At 45.8% G+C, this 17,257-nt stretch carries 17 protein-coding genes; 4 read left to right on the top strand and 13 right to left on the bottom strand.

Annotation, left to right across the window (positions count from 1 at the left end; genetic code table 11):
- Positions 1–30: 30 nt before the first annotated feature.
- The 4 genes from murA to OXI21_RS07320 form a co-directional block, all read right to left on the bottom strand.
- Positions 31–1,326: a UDP-N-acetylglucosamine 1-carboxyvinyltransferase gene (gene murA / locus OXI21_RS07335; protein ID WP_347815525.1), complete on the bottom strand. Its 1,296-nt coding sequence runs from the start codon at positions 1,324–1,326 to the stop codon at positions 31–33.
- A gap of 2 nt (positions 1,327–1,328) precedes the next feature.
- Positions 1,329–1,568 (bottom strand): BolA/IbaG family iron-sulfur metabolism protein, encoded by a 240-nt coding sequence (locus OXI21_RS07330; protein WP_279618909.1) that lies wholly within the window; start codon positions 1,566–1,568, stop codon positions 1,329–1,331.
- Positions 1,569–1,617: 49 nt separating this feature from the next.
- Positions 1,618–2,784 carry a hypothetical protein gene (locus tag OXI21_RS07325; RefSeq protein ID WP_279618908.1) on the bottom strand — a complete coding sequence of 389 codons (1,167 nt, stop codon included), beginning with the start codon at positions 2,782–2,784 and terminating at the stop codon, positions 1,618–1,620.
- 69 nt (positions 2,785–2,853) lie between these two features.
- Positions 2,854–3,153 (bottom strand): LapA family protein, encoded by a 300-nt coding sequence (locus OXI21_RS07320; RefSeq protein ID WP_279618907.1) that lies wholly within the window; start codon positions 3,151–3,153, stop codon positions 2,854–2,856.
- A 360-nt stretch (positions 3,154–3,513) separates the two neighbouring features.
- Here OXI21_RS07320 and OXI21_RS07315 point away from each other — a divergent pair, with 360 nt between their 5' ends.
- Positions 3,514–5,451 carry a hypothetical protein gene (locus OXI21_RS07315; RefSeq protein WP_279618906.1) on the top strand — a complete coding sequence of 646 codons (1,938 nt, stop codon included), beginning with the start codon at positions 3,514–3,516 and terminating at the stop codon, positions 5,449–5,451.
- 42 nt (positions 5,452–5,493) lie between these two features.
- Positions 5,494–5,964 carry a transcription elongation factor GreB gene (greB, locus tag OXI21_RS07310; RefSeq protein ID WP_279618905.1) on the top strand — a complete coding sequence of 157 codons (471 nt, stop codon included), beginning with the start codon at positions 5,494–5,496 and terminating at the stop codon, positions 5,962–5,964.
- A 49-nt stretch (positions 5,965–6,013) separates the two neighbouring features.
- On the opposite strand, the gene OXI21_RS07305 is transcribed toward greB, so the two are convergent.
- The 4 genes from OXI21_RS07305 to ispG form a co-directional block, all read right to left on the bottom strand.
- Positions 6,014–6,832, bottom strand: a complete 819-nt coding sequence (locus OXI21_RS07305; RefSeq protein ID WP_279618904.1) for a lytic transglycosylase domain-containing protein — start codon at positions 6,830–6,832, stop codon at positions 6,014–6,016.
- A gap of 71 nt (positions 6,833–6,903) precedes the next feature.
- Positions 6,904–7,533, bottom strand: coding sequence for a hypothetical protein (locus OXI21_RS07300; protein WP_279618903.1), 630 nt, complete (start codon positions 7,531–7,533; stop codon positions 6,904–6,906).
- Between the two features lie 69 nt (positions 7,534–7,602).
- Complete coding sequence (gene trmB / locus OXI21_RS07295; protein WP_347815524.1) at positions 7,603–8,319, bottom strand: tRNA (guanosine(46)-N7)-methyltransferase TrmB; 717 nt, start codon at positions 8,317–8,319, stop codon at positions 7,603–7,605.
- Positions 8,306–9,529 (bottom strand): flavodoxin-dependent (E)-4-hydroxy-3-methylbut-2-enyl-diphosphate synthase, encoded by a 1,224-nt coding sequence (gene ispG / locus OXI21_RS07290; RefSeq protein ID WP_279618901.1) that lies wholly within the window; start codon positions 9,527–9,529, stop codon positions 8,306–8,308. The genes trmB and ispG overlap by 14 nt, the downstream gene beginning before the upstream one ends.
- A gap of 175 nt (positions 9,530–9,704) precedes the next feature.
- Between ispG and OXI21_RS07285 the strand changes: the two genes are divergently transcribed.
- Positions 9,705–10,145, top strand: coding sequence for a CopD family protein (locus tag OXI21_RS07285; RefSeq protein WP_279618900.1), 441 nt, complete (start codon positions 9,705–9,707; stop codon positions 10,143–10,145).
- 83 nt (positions 10,146–10,228) lie between these two features.
- Here the strand turns inward: OXI21_RS07285 and OXI21_RS07280 are convergent, their stop codons facing one another.
- Positions 10,229–11,635: a PhoH family protein gene (locus OXI21_RS07280; protein WP_279618899.1), complete on the bottom strand. Its 1,407-nt coding sequence runs from the start codon at positions 11,633–11,635 to the stop codon at positions 10,229–10,231.
- A 95-nt stretch (positions 11,636–11,730) separates the two neighbouring features.
- On the bottom strand, positions 11,731–12,189 hold the full coding sequence (locus OXI21_RS07275; RefSeq protein WP_279618898.1) for a peroxiredoxin: 459 nt from the start codon (positions 12,187–12,189) through the stop codon (positions 11,731–11,733).
- Positions 12,190–12,307: 118 nt separating this feature from the next.
- Between OXI21_RS07275 and dprA the strand changes: the two genes are divergently transcribed.
- The gene (gene dprA / locus OXI21_RS07270; protein WP_279618897.1) at positions 12,308–13,504 is read left to right on the top strand and encodes a DNA-processing protein DprA; all 1,197 of its coding nucleotides are present in this window, start codon (positions 12,308–12,310) and stop codon (positions 13,502–13,504) included.
- Positions 13,505–13,536: 32 nt separating this feature from the next.
- On the opposite strand, the gene OXI21_RS07265 is transcribed toward dprA, so the two are convergent.
- The 3 genes from OXI21_RS07265 to OXI21_RS07255 form a co-directional block, all read right to left on the bottom strand.
- A complete protein-coding gene (locus OXI21_RS07265) occupies positions 13,537–15,519 on the bottom strand; it encodes a M48 family metalloprotease (protein WP_279618896.1) in 1,983 nt (660 codons plus the stop codon).
- Between the two features lie 78 nt (positions 15,520–15,597).
- Complete coding sequence (locus OXI21_RS07260) at positions 15,598–16,344, bottom strand: alpha/beta hydrolase (protein WP_279618895.1); 747 nt, start codon at positions 16,342–16,344, stop codon at positions 15,598–15,600.
- On the bottom strand, positions 16,341–17,102 hold the full coding sequence (locus tag OXI21_RS07255) for a hypothetical protein (RefSeq protein WP_279618894.1): 762 nt from the start codon (positions 17,100–17,102) through the stop codon (positions 16,341–16,343). Before OXI21_RS07255 ends, OXI21_RS07260 begins: the two co-directional genes overlap by 4 nt.
- Between the last annotated feature and the right edge of the window lie 155 nt (positions 17,103–17,257).

Below are 17,257 nucleotides of genomic sequence, written 5' to 3'. Positions count from 1 at the left end.
TAATTAGACCTCAACGGATCCAATTACCGATTAAAGAGGTGATGCCTCATCGAGGGTAATCCGTTCGATTTTCGCACCAATTCCGGTGAGCTTTCTCTCAATGCCATCATAGCCGCGATCAAGGTGATGCAGTCCATCGATAGTCGTGGTTCCATCGGCGACTAATCCCGCTAAAATAAGCGCCGCTGACGCGCGAAGGTCCGTTGCCGTCACTTCCGTTCCGGAGAGTTTTTCAACCCCTTGAATCACCGCCATGCGCTCTTCCACATGAATGTCCGCGCCCATACGCATCAATTCATTGGCATGCATAAAGCGATTTTCAAAGATCGTTTCCACAATCGTTGATGTGCCTTGTGAGATCGCTGCCATCGCCATAAATTGCGCCTGCATATCCGTTGCAAAGAGCGGATAAGGTGCTGTGCGAATATCGAGCGGTTTTAAAATGGAGGTACCGGGAAAAACGCGCACAAAATCAGCGCCCGTCTCGATCTGACACCCTGCTTCAATCAATTTATGATTGACCGCCTCAAGATGCGCGGGAATACAGCGTTCGACAGTGATGTCACCAAAGGTCATCGCACCGGCAACTAAGTACGTTCCGATCTCGATTCGGTCCGGCATAATGGTATATTCACCGCCCGAGAGTTTTTCAACCCCGGTAATGGTGAGTCGATCCGTGCCAACGCCTTCAATTTTAGCGCCAAGCGAGATCAGCATCTCCACAAGATCGGTCACTTCGGGCTCTTTCGCGCAGTTATCTAAAATGGTGACACCGTCCGCTAATACCGCCGCCATAATGACGTTTTCAACGCCCGTTACCGTGACCATATCAAACGCGTAGTGCCCCCCTTTTAGGCGAGCATTGGGCGTTTTTGCAAAGACGTAGCCATTTTTAAGGGTAATATTGGCGCCAAGCGCTTCCATCCCTTTTAGATGTTGATCCACCGGACGACTGCCAATCGCGCAGCCCCCCGGAAGCGATACTTCCGCCTCACCAAAACGGGCAAGGAGCGGCCCAAGCACTAAGATCGACGCACGCATCAATTTCACTAAATCGTGACTTGCGCGAATTTCAGTAATCCCGCGGGGATCAATCTCAATGGAGTTTTCACCCACTTCACTAACCGTTGCGCCAAAACTCTCTAGCAAACTTTCCAAAATTAGCACATCTTGCAGTTTCGGAACATTGTGAAGCGTTACCGGCTCGGAGGCTAAAATGGTTGCCGCTAAAATCGGCAATACCGCATTTTTCGCACCGCTTGCTTGAATGGTGCCCGATAATGGGCCATTTCCCACAACGAGGAGGCGTTCATTATCTGTTTTCATCATTATTTATCCCATTGGGCTGGTGTATAGGTTTTAAGCGCAAGCGCATGGATCTCTTCTGTTTCAAGGCGATCCCCTAAGGTGGCATAAACCATTTTATGCTGTTTTAACATCGAAATACCTTCAAAAGCAGGACTCACAACAATCGCTTCAAAATGCGTGCCGTCGTCGCCTTTTACTTCAATAAAAGTGCACTCTAGGCTGCTTGTAATTAATTTTTGAATGGCTTCTTTCGTCATCATAATGGGTCAACTCCTATAGTCATAAACCTAGATCAATAAAATGAATTCGTTAATGTTTGAGCGCTATTATATCGGATACCGGTGCGCTCGTATTCCAATGATTACAACTTGGACAATTCCAGTGGAGTGTCTTGCTGGTAAACCCGCAATTTTCGCACTGGAAGTTTGAATATCGGTCAATCACGCTGTTGAGCGTTTTTTTGTAAATTATGAGACTTTCATTGCTCGTTTCGGCGTAAGATAACAGCTCGTTTAACAGGAGCAAGCCTCGCAGATTATTCTCGGCACTTAAGACCGATTTAAGATAATCAATCGCCTCATGGATCGATTCGGAACGCACCAAATAGTGGGCCTTCCACAAGACTAAAATAAAATGGCGATCACTCTCAGCAAGCAGGCGATCAAGCCAATGGATAAAGAAATGCGGCCGTTCTAAACGAAAGGCTAAATCACAGATCATCGGCGCAGTTATTGGAACGAGTGCATGCTTTTGCTTTTCAATATGGAGGAGCGCTTCAAGCGCTGCGGCGTAATTTTTCTCTTTAAGGTAGATAAATGCCGTAATAAGACTGACGCGCGCGCAATTTTCATCGCATTCAAGGGCTTTGGTTAACCACACAAAAATCCGCTCACGCTCCCCTTTAAGATCTTTCGCGAGATCCTCTTCGGCGAGCTCACAATAAAGGTGCGCCATCTCTTCCAAAATAAGCGGATCTTTATCGCTGATTTTTTCAAGCATGGAGAGCGATTGCAGCCAGTCCCGCTGCTGCTTATAAAGATGGGCAAGCTTAATCAGCGCCTTATTTTTATGCTGTGCTTCAAATTCACCATCAACCACAAGGCGCAGCGTCTCTTCGGCATGATTTAAAATCCCGGCACTTAAATAATCTTTTGCAAGGGATAAGTAAGCACTTGCGCGTAAATCCGGCGTTTGGGCTTGGCGAATTAGGGTTTCATGGAGATTAATCGCTTTATCAATCTCACCACGCTTACGAAACGCATCGCCGAGCAACAATGAGAATTTAAGGGCTTCAACGTCCGAATCGAGCGGCATCTCAAGCGCAAGATTTTCATAATCTTTCTGCGTCTGATCCTCGAGCAGATAGCGCAAATTGAGATAATGCAAAATCCGCTGTTTCTTCGCAATATCTTTCTTCGCTGCAAACCACCCGATCAAAAGGCCGATCGGAAGTAAAATCCATATATATTCAAACATTGTTGATTTAATGCCTCACCTCAATTAAAGCGATTTCGATCCGGATCGAGCGCTTTAATCATCGTGCAATTAAAGACGATTGAGTTCACGCTCTAAACGTTCGTTTTCGTCCGTGAGTTCTTTAACGCGCGCTTCTAAAATCATTTTATTATAGCCTTTACGCACGTTCGTTAAAAAGAGTTGTGCCAGCGTAAAAATCGCGCCGAGGGCAAACGATAGGAAGAGGAGCGTTGTCAGTTGGATCTCGCCTTTACCCGCTAAATAATTGAAAACAATGGCGGTATCACGGTTTTGAAAAAAGAGCATTAATAATGCTAAGAGAAAGAGAAGACTTAAAACAATTTTGGCCCAAAAAGCGATCTTTTTCATAATACTGCATACTCTCCTAAAGCATCTGGTGTCGATGAAACTCATTTAATAAATAAGATATATTTTGGCATTTTACCTGCTTCATGGTAAATTATAAAGGAAATTTAGCGGAACGGATGCCCTAACCCTCATATTATCGAGCTATGCGCCTTGCAACGAAGCCGAAGTGACTCTTATTATGGTGAGCTTTGCTCCCACTTCTACATAATTAAAAAAATTAGACTCTTATACTTCGTCAATCCGCATTATTTGGGCGCTCGTTAACGATTACACCGGTCAATTGCCGGTCACTATTAGCCATATACAATGTCGAAGAAAACTTACCCATTAACTTCTATTGTGAAATTAAATATATAATCTATGAATCAATCGACTCTCTCTCACCTCCCTAAATCGTGGGAGGACCTCTCGGCTCATGTTAAAAAAATTATCGACACGAAACGAGTCCAGCAGGAAAAACTGATCGCGCTCACCATTGAGCACACCCTTCTCTTTCTCTCAAGCGCCCTAAAAACGCTGAAAGAGCACCCGGAGCAAAAAGCGCTCATGGTTACCGATTCGGTCAGCGATGCGATCACACTGCGCTATTTAATTGAAGCGATGATGCCGAGTCTTGAGATCGATTATCTGTTACCGCACCAAGAGATTGAGATTAAAAAGAGCGTTCAGCTCCTGCTCTATCCCGCCATCAATGCGCAGCTCACTACGCACGAATCCTTCGATTTAAGCGCTTTCAATTGCCTCTTCTTTAATACCTTCCCCCGCCTCTCACTCTCAACGTCTAAATTATTAAGCGATCTTCATGAAGACAAACGCCTGAGCGATTTTTGCCTCGTGCCGCTTAATTACCATACGTTAACCGAGACCGAGGAAGTGCCGGTACCAGCGAAAAAGATCTCACTCAATCGTAAAGAGACTCTTGATGCTGAACCTGTGAAAAAAGAGGTTATTGAAGAACCCGCATCCGAAAAGACAAAAATCAGCATTAAATCAAAAGCGAAGAAAACACTTGCGCCTGATGCGATCGAAAGCAAAGTAGCCGATACTGCCGTAGCGGAAGCTCCAAAAGCCTCACTCGAAGAGACTCAAAAAGAACCCTCTAAAGAAGCAACCAGCGAAAAACTCGAAGGGAAAAAACCGGCTCCGAAAGAACTTCCTGCCGATGATTCCCATGAAGTTGCCTTTGTGAAGAAGAACTTTGAGCGCCAATATATCCGCGATCTCATCCGTTCAGAATCCTTAACCCGCGTTGTGGTCATCAGCCACTCACGCCAACATTCAAAACAGCTCGGCAATTATCTCTATCGTGCGCGCATTCAATCACGCATTTTGCACGAGCGCCTCAAAGAAGATGCCCGCGAGAATTTTATCGAGCGTTTTAATCATGGCAATATCGCCGTCTTAATCCTCAATCAGCGTGATATCAATCTAATTGAAGGGAAAGTGGAAGGCGTTAACAAAGTTATTTTCTATCAGCTTCCGGTGGCGTATGTGGAATTTACCGATCGATTAAGCGATGCCATGGATCGCCTTACCCCAAAAACAACGCTATCTCTTGCGAGCGAAAATGAAGAGGTTTGGGTCACCTCTTTAAAAGAGGAATGTCCTGATCTCAAGCTCACGATCACCCCACTTTCCGCTCGTAAAGAACGTGAACCACGGGAAAATCGTGAGCGCCGTGAACGCCCCGAGCAAAATCGCTCGCAACAACGCCGTCAATCCGCTGATAATCAAGCACGAACAGAGAGTCAATCAGAGAATGCGCAAGATGCGGATGCTCAGACACCAACAAGGGAACGCGAACAGCGCGATAACCGCCGTAGACCGCAACAAAATCGAGGCCGTCGCCAAGATCGAAATGATCGTAACGACCAACAACAAGATCGTCGGGAGAGCCGAGATAATAGAGACAATCGAGATAATCGCGACAATAAACGCACCTCGCGCAATCAAACTCGTAGACCACGCCGTGAGCAACACGATTATCAAGATGAACCGAACTTCAACCGCATTGATGAAGGCAATGAGCAACTCAATATCGTGAATAAAAATCGCCTCCCCTTTGAGAGCGGTTCGTTTGAAGCGAACATTGCAAAAGTGAATAAAAATCGCATGCGTCAAGTATTTTCAAATCAGCAGCGCAATATTCAAAATCATGGCAATCTCTTTACTCAAGAGAGTAGCCCAAATCATAATCCCAATAGCCATCACAATTCGAACTCAAATAATCAGCGCCGCCGCAATCAACGCAACCCGCGCCGAAATAATAATCCCAACAATAATAAAGGGAATCATTAATCGCGCAACGATCGCGCGCAACTGCTGCATGAAAGGACGACGATGAATTACATTACGAAACACGGATTTCAGAAACTTTCGGATGAACTCAATTATCTCTGGAAAGATAAACGCCCTAAAGTAACACAAGCGGTGAGTGAAGCCGCAGCGCTAGGCGATCGCTCGGAGAACGCTGAGTATATCTACGGAAAAAAGATGCTCCGCGAGATCGATCGTCGCGTGCGTTTTTTAAGTAAGCGTTTAGATGAACTCACCATTGTTGATGCCCTTCCCGCAAACCAAGATAAGATCTTCTTTGGGGCTTATATCACCCTCGAAGATGAGGTAGGAAAAGAGCGCGTAGTGCGCATTGTGGGAAGTGATGAGTTTGATAATGATCCGTGCTATATTTCCATCAATTCGCCCTTAGCGAGAGCGCTAATTGGAAAGACGTTCGATGATGAGATTTTGCTAAAACTCGAAATGGGGCCGGTACGCTATTTTGTGATTGATATTGAATATAAACCGCTCTAAATTTCTAACCGTATCCGCTTACAGCAATCTGTAATTAAATTAATAATGGTTAATAACGCCCGTACAGTCGCGCCTCACGCTCTTGCTTGAGGTAGCGATAATAGTACGCCATCACCCGCGGGACATAGTTTTGCGTCTCTTTAAAGGGCGGAATTTTATTGCCATAGCGCATCACCGCGCCCTCACCTGCGTTATAGCCCGCAAGCGCAAGTTCCACATCTTCAAATTTCTCTAATAAAAACTTCAAGTAAGTGGTGCCCCCGCGAATATTTTGGAGCGGATCATACGCATCGACGACGCCAAACCGTTTTGCCGTCATCGGCATCAATTGCATGAGCCCTTGCGCCCCAACGTGTGAACGAGCTTTGGGATTATAAGCGGACTCAACGGAGATCACCGCATGCACAAGCGCCGGCGGAACCCCAATCTCTTTGGCGATCTGATCAATAAAAGGCGTATAGATGGAGCGATTGGCAAAGTTCGCACTCACAAGCTCACTTTTCGCTTTATGATTTTGAGTGAAGTTCTCTAAATAAGCTGGTTTACGCTCGGGCCCTAAGAGATAACGATTGGGGAAATTTCCTTGAAAACTGCTCACCTGCTGATCTTGCACCGACGGCGTGCGATTAAAACGGGGCATCTCTAACAGCGTCTGCGTATCAGAACCATGCTGATCGTCACTTGCGATAATGGGCGACACTTTTTTAACGAGCTCCGCATTTTGCACATAGTGATTCACAAAATGTTTACCGCCTTCATCGTCGATATACATATAGATATCCGCAAACGCAAAAAGCGCTGACGAAAGCGTAATAACCCCCGTAGCGACCCATCGTTTACGTCTCTTTTGTGACTGCGTTTTATCCATAGATTTAAATGTATAACCGATCAAACAAAAATATGCAATGTGTGCTCCCATCATACGGGATTTTACCGAGATTATTTTGACGGGCGTCCGAGAATGAGCTCTTTATAGCGTTTATTGAGTTTATCGTAGGCAGAAACGGCTTTCGTCAGTTTAAGCGTAAGATCCACATTCTCTTCCTCTTTTTGATTGATTTTTACGCTGATCTTTTCATTCTCAATCATCAGTTCTTTAATGCGCTTTAAGAGATCCGAATCGGTATTTTCTTGGATCGACATCAGGCTGATTTTAGTCTCAAGCTCGATCACTTTATCCTGCCATTCAGCCACTGCATCGGCGATCCTTTTTGAGGTGACCACATCATTAGGGCGATAACTTAAATTATCGACATCGCCCACAACATTTTCTTCTAAAAAGTGCACACGCGCTGAAAGATCACGATTTTCGTCAATGTACTTCTCATTTTCAATGAGGGCAATATTAAGACGATCCCGCAGTTTTTCACTCTCAGCCTTAAGCTCATCAATCCGTTTTTTCGATTTGATCACCAGCACTTTAATGCGATCAATCTGTAGCTCGTCGGGTGCTGCATTGGGCACAACTTCGACTTTAGGGGCTTTTCCGCGGGAGACCAATAATAAAACAATCACAAGAATGAGGAGCACGATGATCCCACTCCCTGCAATTAATACCCAATTACCCATCTCTTTACCTTTCTTTAACTACATTAACACTTATTTAAGACTGCCTAAGATTAGCGCGTTTTTTTGGATTTATTGTATCTTTTTAAAAATCAGATCCCAGACACCATGCCCAAGACGAATGCCACGACGCTCAAATTTAGTGGTCGGGCGATGATTACTATCGGGCGCAAATCCGTTACCAAACGTATTTTCAAGCGCATCGATCTCATTCATCACTTCCATCATATGCTCCGCATAGGGCTCCCAGTCGGTTGCCATGCAGATTCGGCCATTGTGTTGCAAGACGCGCAATAATTTATTCACAAAGGGCACTTGCACTAAACGGCGCTTATTATGACGCTTTTTATGCCAAGGATCGGGAAAGAAAATTTGCACACATTCAAGCGATTCCACTGGCAGACATTTGTCGATAATATGAACAGCATCATAATCGATTGCGCGAAGATTTGTCAGTCCTTTTTCTTCCACGGCGAGCAAAAGATGACCAACACCCGGGCGATGCACTTCCACGCCTAAAAAGTCCCGCTCAGGATGCATTTCTGCCATTTCAACGAGCGACGCACCATTACCAAAGCCAATCTCTAAGGTACGCTCACGATTTTCACGCCCAAAGAGCGCATCAAGATCCCACTCGTTTTCCACCATTTCATGGGGAATTAAGTAAGGACTCTCTTCCAAAATTCGCTCTTGGCCTTTCGTTAGGCGCCCTTCACGTTTAACGAACGAACGGATCGTCCGGAGGTGCTTCTTTTCCTCTTCCATGCTCACTTCTTTACTGTTTTCCATAACGTTTAATGACATACTCTTCTACAATCGTTTTAAATTCATCGGCAAGCCCATCCCCTTTCAAGGTAACAAGGCGCTCACCATCAACATAAACTGGCGCAACCGGACGCTCACCACTTCCCGGGAGACTGATACCGATATCGGCCAATTTCGATTCACCCGGCCCGTTTACAACGCACCCCATAACGGCAACCACCATGGTTTCAACGCCGGGATATTGTTCTTTCCAGATCGGCATATTATCGTCCAAATACCCCTGCACTTCTTGCGCAAGATGTTGGAAATAATCACTGCTCGTTCGCCCACATCCTGGGCATGCCACCACTTTCGGGGAGAAATTGCGAATCTGCAAACTCTGGAGAATCTCTTTTCCAACGAGCACCTCTTCAATGCGCGATGCGCCCGGCTCTGGCGTTAAGGAGATGCGAATGGTATCGCCAAGCCCTTGCTGAAGCAGCACCGAAAGTGCCGCCGTTGAAGCAACCGCCCCCTTCATTCCCATACCTGCTTCGGTAAGCCCTAAGTGCAGCGGGAGATTGGTTTGCGTTGCGATATCTTGGTAGACCTTAATCAGCTGTTGTGATTGACTCACTTTGACGGAAAGGATCATCTTTTCATCAGTCATTCCAAGGCTTTTCGCAAATTTCACGCTCTCAAGAGCCGAGACAATCATCGCCTCACACATAAGTTCATCATTGGTTAGCGGATTGGTACGGGTTAAATTCTCATCCATCAAACGTTTTAAAACGCTCTGGTCAAGCGAGCCCCAATTGACGCCAATTCGTACCGGCTTATCATATTTTAACGCCTCATTAATGATCGCGCTAAACTGCTCATCTTTACGCTCACCACGACCGACGTTACCGGGATTAATCCGAAGTTTTGCCAGCATTTTCGCACATTCCGGTTCCGCCGCTAATAGACGGTGTCCATTAAAGTGAAAATCGCCCACAACCGGTGTTTGGTAGCCCCGTTTATCGAGCCCCTCAACAATATGGGGAACCGCTTTCGCCGCTTTTTCCGTATTGACCGTCACGCGCACAAGCTCAGAGCCCGCATCGGCAAGCTCGATAATCTGCTCAATGGTCGCATCGATCTCTTCGGTATTGGTATTGGTCATCGATTGGACGCGAATGGGATGATCAGAGCCGATTCCCACATTGCCCACCATGACTTGACTGGTTTCTCTACGTTTTATGGAGTACACCATGAATAAATCCTTTCCCTATTCATTCGTCATAATAAAGTTAACGTGTCATTATAGCATTAAGCGATCTAATAAGAAGCGTTATCACCGAAGCCCGTTGCTGTGCATATCATTTAGCCGTTCTTTGTGGTAAATTAAGGGAATATTCATTTTATATAATCCGATAAGGAGCGGTGTCATGATATACGAAATTGAAATTTACAAAGCGTTTCATATCATCTTTATGGTGACCTGGTTTGCAGGTCTTTTCTATCTCCCGCGCATCTATGTCTATCATGCGATGAATAGAGATACTAAAACCATCGAAACCTTTAAGGTGATGGAGCGAAAATTGATGATTATGACTCATATCGGTGGCACACTGACGCTGATTTTCGGGCTGTTGACGCTGATGAAAACCCCGCTTTTGCTTAAAATGCCATGGATGCACATTAAATTAACGCTCGTCTTTTTACTCTTTGTCTACCACGGATTTTGCTATCACTATATGATGGTATTCCGCGTCGATGGCAACAAAAAAACGCATAAATTCTATCGCTTCTTCAATGAAATCCCCTCCATTATTATCGTTGCAGTGGTGTTACTTGTTATCCTAAAACGCCCAACGATTGGGGTGTAGCAATAAAAATAAAAAATTAATCAAAAGCCCCGACGTGTAGCGATGACAGGTCGGGGCTTTTATTATTGCTGATTAATTGAGTCTTACAGATTGTCAGAGGCGTAGAGCGCTAAGCGTGAACGTTCGCCTTGCTGTAAAGTGATGTGCGCGCTATATTTCCAGCCTTGGAATTTTTCGACCACATAAGTTAAACCAGACGTGGTTTCGGTTAAGTACGGCGTATCGATCTGACCAATATTTCCTAGACAGATCACTTTAGTATTTTCACCGGCGCGCGTGATGAGTGTTTTCATCTGTTTTGAGGTGAGGTTTTGCGCTTCATCGATAATCACCCATTTATTTTGGAACGTCCGTCCGCGCATAAAGTTGAGCGATTTAATTTTGATGCGATGCGCTAATAGATCATTCGTTGCGCCTTTGCTCCAATCATCTTTTTGATGATCGCCCATCAATACCTCAAGGTTATCCATGAGTGCGCCCATCCACGGTGCCATTTTTTCCTCTTCCGTACCGGGTAGAAATCCAATGTCTTCACCCACCGATACCGTTGCTCGAGTCATGATGATTTGATCATATTTTTTCGTCTCTAAAACTTCATGCAGCCCCGCCGCAAGCGCTAGAAGGGTTTTCCCCGTTCCCGCTGCCCCAAGGAGCGTGACGAAATCAATATCGGGATCAAGCAAGATATTAAGTGCAAAGTTTTGCCCTTTATTGCGTGCTTTAATGCCCCACACGCCATTATCGTGATAATCGTGTAATGGCTCAATAATCGCGGTATCGCCCTCTTTATCGCGGACGATGTAATCCATATTATCGCTGCCAACAAAGAGCCCTTGTCCAACGATCCAGTTTTTCACTTCATCGGCCTGCACTTTGTAAAAACTACGGCCCTCTTCTTCGGTCCACGACTCTAAATTGGTATCAAACTGCTCCCAAAAATGAGTGTCATATTCGGAAAATCCTTTGTACAAAAGATTGGCATCATCGAGGATTTGGTCGTTAAAATAATCTTCCGCCTCAATGCCAACAATCGTCGCTTTAATGCGAAGGTTAATATCTTTTGAGACTAAAATCACCCGCTCAGGATATTGCTCTTCAAGCGATAACGCCACTTGCAGAATAATATTATCGTTCACCCCTTTCACAAGGCGCGAACCCTCTGCCGTCTCTTCAAGCGGACGAGTTTGGAAAAAAAGGCGACCGGTACAGAGTTTGCAATCATCGTTTTGAATTTGCGGCACAATCGGTACACCATCATTGAGATCGCCATCAAAATCCTCGAGCATATCGTTGATAAAACGGCTCGCTTGACGGGCATTTCGCGATGGCTCCGAGCGCCCCCCTTTATTGCGGTCAAGCTCCTCTAACACAATCATGGGCAAGTAGATATCATGCTCATGGAAACGGAAAATCGATGTGGAATCATGCATTAAAACGTTAGTATCTAAAACAAAAATCTTTTTAGAACGATGGGGTTTTAGCGTTGTCATACTCTTGGTTTCTCCTCGTGTGAGTCGCTTGTTGATCACAATAAGCGGGAATAAATATCAATCTATTAGACAAATCGTAGATGCGTTTAAGGTAATTAAAGGGCTTTTACCGCTTCCAATACCTCATTTGCATGGCCCGGGACTTTCACCTTGCGCCACTCGTTTACAATCTCTCCCTCTGCCGTCAAAATAAAGGTGCTACGCTCAATTCCAAAGCCAATTTTACCGAACATATTTTTCTCTTTGATGACATCAAGCGCTCGGCATAAAGTCTCATCGGGATCGGAAATGAGGGGGAAATGAAGGGAGAACTTCTCCGCAAATTTTTGATGCGATTTAACGCTATCGCGCGAGACACCAATCACCTCAACCCCGTGCATTGAAAACTCATTTAACAGCCCATTAAAATCCTGCACCTCGTTACTGCAACCAGGCGTATTATCTTTTGGGTAGAAAAAGAGCACAATGTGCTTTGCGTCGAGCGCGGAGAGGGTAAGAGAGTCGGTTTGTGTGGAGAACGATTGGCTCCAAACAGCAGAATCAATTTTGCTCATAATATTTAACTCTTTGATTTTATTTAAATTTATATCTATCCTAATAATCTATTTATTTGATTGGATCGATAATGTACGAAATTCTTCTCTTACCTATAGTTATAGCAGGTATTCTCTTATGATTAAAGATTGGCTCACTCTCTATTTTACCCCGCAGATCGGGATTCGCCGATTTCACCATCTTTTACAATCCTTTACGGATATTCATGAAATTTTAAGCGCCGACAATCGAGCATGGCAAGCGGTCGGGATTCCCCAAAGTGCGCAATCTCGTCGTGATGACCCTAAAATTGGACGCGAAGTAGAGACAAGTCTTACATGGCTAAACGCCTCACCCCTCCATCATATTATTACGCTCGATCATGCGCTCTATCCGCCGCTGTTAAAAACGCTCCCCGATGCGCCGCCGCTGCTCTTCATTAAAGGCAATCCCACAATGTTAAGTGAACCACAGCTTGCAATTGTCGGAACGCGGCATCCAACGGAAGAGGGGAAACGTCACAGCCACGCCTTTGCAAGAGAACTCTCCATGCGCGGATTTGTCATCACAAGCGGCCTTGCCATGGGTGTTGATGGTGAGGCGCACCGAGCGGTGGTTGAGGCGAATAATCGTACGATCGGCGTATTGGGAACGGGACTTGAATCGATCTATCCTAAACGTCATCAATCGCTTAGTGAATCGATAATTGATCGAGGGGGCGCCCTTGTAAGTGAATTTCCCCTTGGAACACCGCCAAAAGCGACCAATTTCCCCCGTCGAAATCGCATTATTGCAGGATTAAGCTTGGGAACACTCGTCGTTGAAGCGGCAAAGCGCTCCGGATCGCTGATCACTGCACGGCTTGCCCTTGAGTATAATCGCGAAGTATTTGCCATTCCCGGATCGATTCATAATCCGCACGCCAAAGGCACCCATCAACTCATACGGGACGGCGCAACGCTTACAGAATCGGTCGCGGATATTTTACGCGAACTGAGCGGTTGGTATGATTCTACGCTTGAATCGAAATCTGAAACCAGCTCTGAACCTAAAGCTAAATCCATACCTAGCATCGAGCCTAATTCGCGACAAAAACCAGTACCATCGCCGATCAATAGTTCGATTAGCGCGCCTCCAAATGCACCCCTAAATGCACCAAGCGATCCTACCGAGCGAAAACTCTTTGAGGCACTGCAAACCCCGCTGACCATCGATGAACTTGTCGAACGTTTAGAGCTCGAGACCTCTACCTTGATGACCACTCTCCTCACCTTAGAGCTTGAAGGGTTTGTGGCCAATATCGGTTCAGGCCGTTATCAACAAACACTCGGCTAGATGCTAGATGATTGCCTATTGAGTTTTGCCATTTAACTCATAAAATTGAGCCTGCTCACCGGTTTTTGATCCGGCTCATTTTTTAAGCGAAGCGCCATCGGAAGGGTTAATTTGGCCGTGAGCGAAATGAGATAGATAAGCGCCCGCGTTTCGGATGTGGCAACTTCATGCCGATAGATTTCATCAAACCATGTACTCAACTGGTTGCGATTAGCGAGATTGAGTGTACTAAAAAAAGAGATCATCTCCGAAAACGTCTTCAATGCTTCTTGATTGGGTGATTCAAGCGGCGTTGCAGGATGATTTTCAAGCGAAAGACTTTCTGCAAGCTCCATTAAAAATCGTGTACTAAAGGTGTGGGGCTTCCCACTTCCGAGTAACATTTCAAAAAAGAAAAGCACTGCCGATTTTTCATCAAAGAGCGTCTTTTCATTCAGCTCAAAGACAAGCCCATCTTCATGGCGATCCACATCGATTCTGTGCAGCATTTCATCGAGATAACACGCCATCGCAACGGAAAGGCGGGAGTGCCTGCGATTGAGCCGACGTAATACCTTAAGTTTCGCGTCAAATGCCTCACGATCGGCCTCATGAAGCTCACGAATCGGATCGACGCTTTTAATTAACAGCACCGCCTTATCAAATGCCGAAAGCGCCATAACTTCATCGAGAGTCTGACTCAATTCATCAAATAATGTCGCCGGAAGCGCACCTTTTAGATACTCAAGTTGCGCTTTAACAATGAGACGCTGATCGCTTAAAAAGAGCTGGTAAACCGCGATCACGCCGCCTTGCAAACGATCATATTCAATGGGCTTACCTAAAAGCGCATCAAACCCACGCGAACGTTTCCGCCCATGCAGTTTCGTATTAGCATACCGCCCATGAGCGCTCACAAGCTCGTCACTCTCTTCGGAAAAATCATGATAATAGTATCGATTCATCGCAATGAGCTCCGCATCCGTTGGGAGCTCAAACTCGGGATCAATCGCTCGAATCCGCGCAATAATGGGCGGATGGGTATCAAAGCGCCCAGGCGTTTCAAGATCTTGATAATCAGTTAAATAAAAGTGGGAAAATTCGTGATAGACCGATTCCGAGCGCATCGCAAGACTCTCATCATCCACCTCTAAAAAAGCGATTTTTTTTAACACATCCACAATGGCGTCGCTTCGTGTCAATCGCACCGATTCTGCATCGGCTAAAAACTCTCTCTTACGCGAAATTGCCGATTTTAACAGACGCGCAATAATCGCCCCCATCGAACCGATCCACAGCACAATCATCGAGATAAAAAAGAGCGGGAAATACCCAATACTGAGCGAGCCGGCACTCTTCCCTTTTTGAAATTCCGGCGCATAGCCAAGACAGAGGCGATCAAGACGAAAGGGGTAAATATCGGTAATGGAATGAAAGAGATCGCGCCCATAAAGATAGACGCATTGAAGCCCATAGAGCCAGATCACAAGTTTAAAATTAAGCAGGCAATCTTTATGGAGAATATGACTCATTTCGTGCCCAACCAGCGCCCGCAATTCCTCGCGAGACAGCCGTGTAATCGCCCCTTCGGTTACCGCGATCCCCACATCTTCCTCACTTGAGGCCACTGCAAGCGCATTAATATCCATCGAATTAATGAGATAGGTTTTCGGCGTTTTGAGATTGGCAGCGAGTGCCACCTCTTCGGCCACTTGATGAAAACGGCGCAACAATTCATTGTGTTGAAGCCCGTGTACACGTACCGCGCCAAGCATCTCCATCACTGACGGAACGCCCACTTTAAGCGCATGATATTTTGAATAGACCATGCCAAAAACAAAGAACATCGAAGCGGTGAAAATCAATAAAAAGTAGCCAAAATAATGAGGATTGGCCTGTTTAGGGGAAAAGAAAAAGATCCCCGCCGTCACCGTGACCGATAATAATAGCGAGATAAAAGCATACGAAAGTACAAAGAGCGCAATCAGGCGAAATGATGTCGCTTTTAGCTGAAATATCCGTTCAAATTGCCCCATATTGCCCTCTTTATGTTTCTATACAAAGGTTTAAAGCCCTAATCTAATCGAGCTCATTATCGCATAAATTGTATGATTTTATATGGTAAGCTCGCGTTTTCGCGTTAAGAAACGCTCCACTTCTTCAGCAAAGATCGTGGCGCGCCAAGTATTTGTCGCCGTGACATGGCTTGCATGAGGAAGCACCCACAGCGATGAGGTGGGAATCGCTTGATACATCGCAATAATATCCTCCATCGGCACCAAAGGATCGCGATCACCGGAGACAATCATTACCGGACACTCAATCGCTTCAAGCGCTGAGAGACGATAATCATGATCGGTAGTATCAGGATTGAGCGCATCACTCACCCGCGTAATCACCGTTTTCCACGCCTCATCCCCGCCTTGCCCGCGATGAAGACGCGACAGATAGCGATCCACGCCCAAACTGATCCAATAATCGGGGTCGCTCATTGAGGTGGTACTGCGAAACGTTGCCATATTTTTACGATAATTACAGCGATAGAGCACAAGTTTTTTAACGCGCTCCGGGCGATTCATCGTCACCCAAAGCGCCGTCGCTCCGCCCATGCTCGATCCGCAAAAATAAGCGCTCGTCACACCCTCTTTTTCCATCACCTCTAATACCGCGTGCCCGCATTCAGAAATCGAAAGTTTCTCCCCTTTTAACGCACTGCACCCATGACCTGGCTGATCGATGGCGATCACTTTAAAGCGCTTTTCCCACACCTTAATCTGCGGCAACCACTCTTCGTGACTCATACCCCCTGAATGCAAGACGATAAGTGGCTCACCCTCGCCAAATACTTCATAATAGATCATTCCTTACTCTCCTCTTCGGTAAACAGTGCCGTTAATTGTTTTTGTAAATCTAAACGCGTTAGACCCGCATGATAGCGCCCTTTTGGATCCACGACGAGAATTTGCGAGCCCCCTCTAAAGAGCGAGGCAAAGGATTTTGAATGCCCAAATCCGCTCTCCCCTTGAATGGCCGGCAGATACTTTGGCTCGATCCAATAGAGCTGATCCCGTAGCGCCTCAAAATGGGCCAAAATCGTCGATGATAATCCCATCGGCATCTTACCCACCACCAAAATTCGCCCAGTAAAGAGCCGTTTGTCATCTTCAAGTAGCTCAAAAATAGTACTGAGATTGGCCATCTGCTCTTTTCGCTCAAGCACAATGAGCTGCCAATCGCCCAAACCTTGGGTTAGCGTGTATTGCTCGCCCTGATTAATCCACTCAAAATAGGGAAAGGATTCGCCGAGCTCAAGCGGACTATCGCCACTAAAGGGGTAATGCCCATTTTCAAGATAATCAGCAATGAGCGAGAGCCGCTCAAAGGCCTCCTCTTTTGAGATGCCAGACAGTTCCGCTTTAGTCTCAAGATGGCGCCATGAAAAGGGATCATTTACCTGAATCGTTAGCGGACGGATCCCCAAAAGATGTTCAAACGCCTCAATCTCGGTATACACTTTCGAAAGTGGCGAGATATAATGCCGGCGCACTCGCGTAAGAAGCGCATTTATCCGCTCTTTGGTGATCGGTTTTTTCTCAAGTTCTGTCAATTCATCCAACACAGCGCGCTCCTAAATCCTGCCCAAATCCAATTTGTCTCGCCTATTATATAAATTTCCTGCAAAAGTTCCTATTTTCAGACGATATTTCCTCAAATGATCGGATCACCTCTCCTGCTTAAAAATTAATCACTTTTTGGTAAAACCGTTGCAAAATA

The organism is Ignatzschineria sp. RMDPL8A, assembly GCF_029815055.1.
Taxonomy (GTDB): Bacteria; Pseudomonadota; Gammaproteobacteria; order Cardiobacteriales; family Wohlfahrtiimonadaceae; genus CALZBJ01.
This window is presented reverse-complemented; position numbering and strand designations above follow the sequence as displayed.

Bases quoted from the DNA above. Each gene is read 5' to 3' on its own strand.
- murA (WP_347815525.1), bottom strand. From the start codon at position 1,326: ATGAAAACAGATAATGAACGCCTCCTCGTTGTGGGAAATGGCCCATTA.
- OXI21_RS07330 (WP_279618909.1), bottom strand. From the start codon at position 1,568: ATGATGACGAAAGAAGCCATTCAAAAATTAATTACAAGCAGCCTAGAG.
- OXI21_RS07325 (WP_279618908.1), bottom strand. From the start codon at position 2,784: ATGTTTGAATATATATGGATTTTACTTCCGATCGGCCTTTTGATCGGG.
- OXI21_RS07320 (WP_279618907.1), bottom strand. From the start codon at position 3,153: ATGAAAAAGATCGCTTTTTGGGCCAAAATTGTTTTAAGTCTTCTCTTT.
- OXI21_RS07315 (WP_279618906.1), top strand. From the start codon at position 3,514: ATGAATCAATCGACTCTCTCTCACCTCCCTAAATCGTGGGAGGACCTC.
- greB (WP_279618905.1), top strand. From the start codon at position 5,494: ATGAATTACATTACGAAACACGGATTTCAGAAACTTTCGGATGAACTC.
- OXI21_RS07305 (WP_279618904.1), bottom strand. From the start codon at position 6,832: ATGGATAAAACGCAGTCACAAAAGAGACGTAAACGATGGGTCGCTACG.
- OXI21_RS07300 (WP_279618903.1), bottom strand. From the start codon at position 7,533: ATGGGTAATTGGGTATTAATTGCAGGGAGTGGGATCATCGTGCTCCTC.
- trmB (WP_347815524.1), bottom strand. From the start codon at position 8,319: ATGGAAAACAGTAAAGAAGTGAGCATGGAAGAGGAAAAGAAGCACCTC.
- ispG (WP_279618901.1), bottom strand. From the start codon at position 9,529: ATGGTGTACTCCATAAAACGTAGAGAAACCAGTCAAGTCATGGTGGGC.
- OXI21_RS07285 (WP_279618900.1), top strand. From the start codon at position 9,705: ATGATATACGAAATTGAAATTTACAAAGCGTTTCATATCATCTTTATG.
- OXI21_RS07280 (WP_279618899.1), bottom strand. From the start codon at position 11,635: ATGACAACGCTAAAACCCCATCGTTCTAAAAAGATTTTTGTTTTAGAT.
- OXI21_RS07275 (WP_279618898.1), bottom strand. From the start codon at position 12,189: ATGAGCAAAATTGATTCTGCTGTTTGGAGCCAATCGTTCTCCACACAA.
- dprA (WP_279618897.1), top strand. From the start codon at position 12,308: ATGATTAAAGATTGGCTCACTCTCTATTTTACCCCGCAGATCGGGATT.
- OXI21_RS07265 (WP_279618896.1), bottom strand. From the start codon at position 15,519: ATGGGGCAATTTGAACGGATATTTCAGCTAAAAGCGACATCATTTCGC.
- OXI21_RS07260 (WP_279618895.1), bottom strand. From the start codon at position 16,344: ATGATCTATTATGAAGTATTTGGCGAGGGTGAGCCACTTATCGTCTTG.